Annotated in this window: 1 rRNA gene and 1 pseudogene; both read right to left on the minus strand. The window is 69.9% G+C overall.

Annotated features, from left to right (window positions below):
- Positions 1-1,017 (minus strand): annotated as a pseudogene (locus ABZX75_RS34395) (hypothetical protein); the annotation flags it as partial.
- A gap of 180 nt (positions 1,018-1,197) precedes the next feature.
- Positions 1,198-1,302, minus strand: a 5S ribosomal RNA gene (gene rrf / locus ABZX75_RS34400); the annotation flags it as partial.

Genomic DNA, 1,302 nt, shown 5'->3' on the forward strand with positions numbered 1-1,302 from the left:
GAACGGCGGACGGTCCCCACCACGGTCATCACGACGCGGGAAGGACGGACGGTCCCCACCACGGTCATCACGACGGAAACCGCCGCCGCCACCGGCAGGCCGGTCGCCGCGGTCGTCACGACGGAACGGCGGACGGTCCCCACCACGGTCATCACGACGCGGGAAGCTCGGACGGTCCCCACCACGGTCATCACGACGGAAACCGCCGCCACCACCGGCAGGCCGCTCGCCACGGTCGTCACGACGGAACGGCGGACGATCGCCACCACGGTCATCACGACGCGGGAAGGACGGGCGGTCCCCACCGCCACTGGAAGGACGACCACCACGGTCATCGTCACGGCGGGGGTAGCTGGGCCGGTCGCCACCACGGTCGTCGCGACGGAAACCGCCGCCGCCACCGGCAGGCCGGTCGCCGCGGTCGTCACGACGGAACGGCGGACGGTCCCCACCACGGTCATCACGACGCGGGAAGGACGGACGGTCCCCACCACGGTCATCACGACGGAAACCGCCGCCGCCACCGGTGGGCCGGTCGCCGCGGTCGTCACGACGGAACGGCGGACGGTCCCCACCACGGTCATCACGACGCGGGAAGCTCGGACGGTCGCCACCACGGTCATCACGACGGAAACCGCCGCCACCACCGGCAGGCCGCTCGCCACGGTCGTCACGACGCGGGTAGGACGGACGGTCCCCACCACGGTCATCACGACGCGGGAAGGACGGGCGGTCCCCACCGCCACTGGAAGGACGACCACCACGGTCATCGTCACGGCGGGGGTAGCTGGGCCGGTCGCCACCACGGTCGTCGCGACGGAAACCACCGCCGCTGCCACCGCCGGCCGGACGACCACCGCGGTCATCGCGACGGAAGCCACCACCGGCGCCACCGGCACCGGCAGGACGACCACCACGGTCGTCGCGACGGAACGGGGGACGGTCGCCACCACGGTCACCGCCACGGTCGTCACGGCCCCCGCGGTAGCTGCCCCTGTCACCACCGTCGTTGCGCCGAGGCTCGCGCTCCGGACGATCGTCGGGAGAGTTGGACATGGGTGTGACTCCTGTCTTCGGGGTACCGCTAGTCATTCTCGCGCAACCAACCCATGGCCGCGCTTCGGCGTAAAGATGTGCAAAACAAAAAGGACCCTTGGTCCAGCGTTGAACGCTGGACCAAGGGTCCTTTGAAAGATTGTTCGGCGGTGTCCTACTCTCCCACAGGGTCCCCCCTGCAGTACCATCGGCGCTGAAAGGCTTAGCTTCCGGGTTCGGAATGTAACCGGGCGTTTCCCTAACGCT

The sequence above is a fragment of the Streptomyces sp. NPDC003038 genome (assembly GCF_040611115.1).
GTDB lineage: Bacteria > Actinomycetota > Actinomycetes > Streptomycetales > Streptomycetaceae > Streptomyces.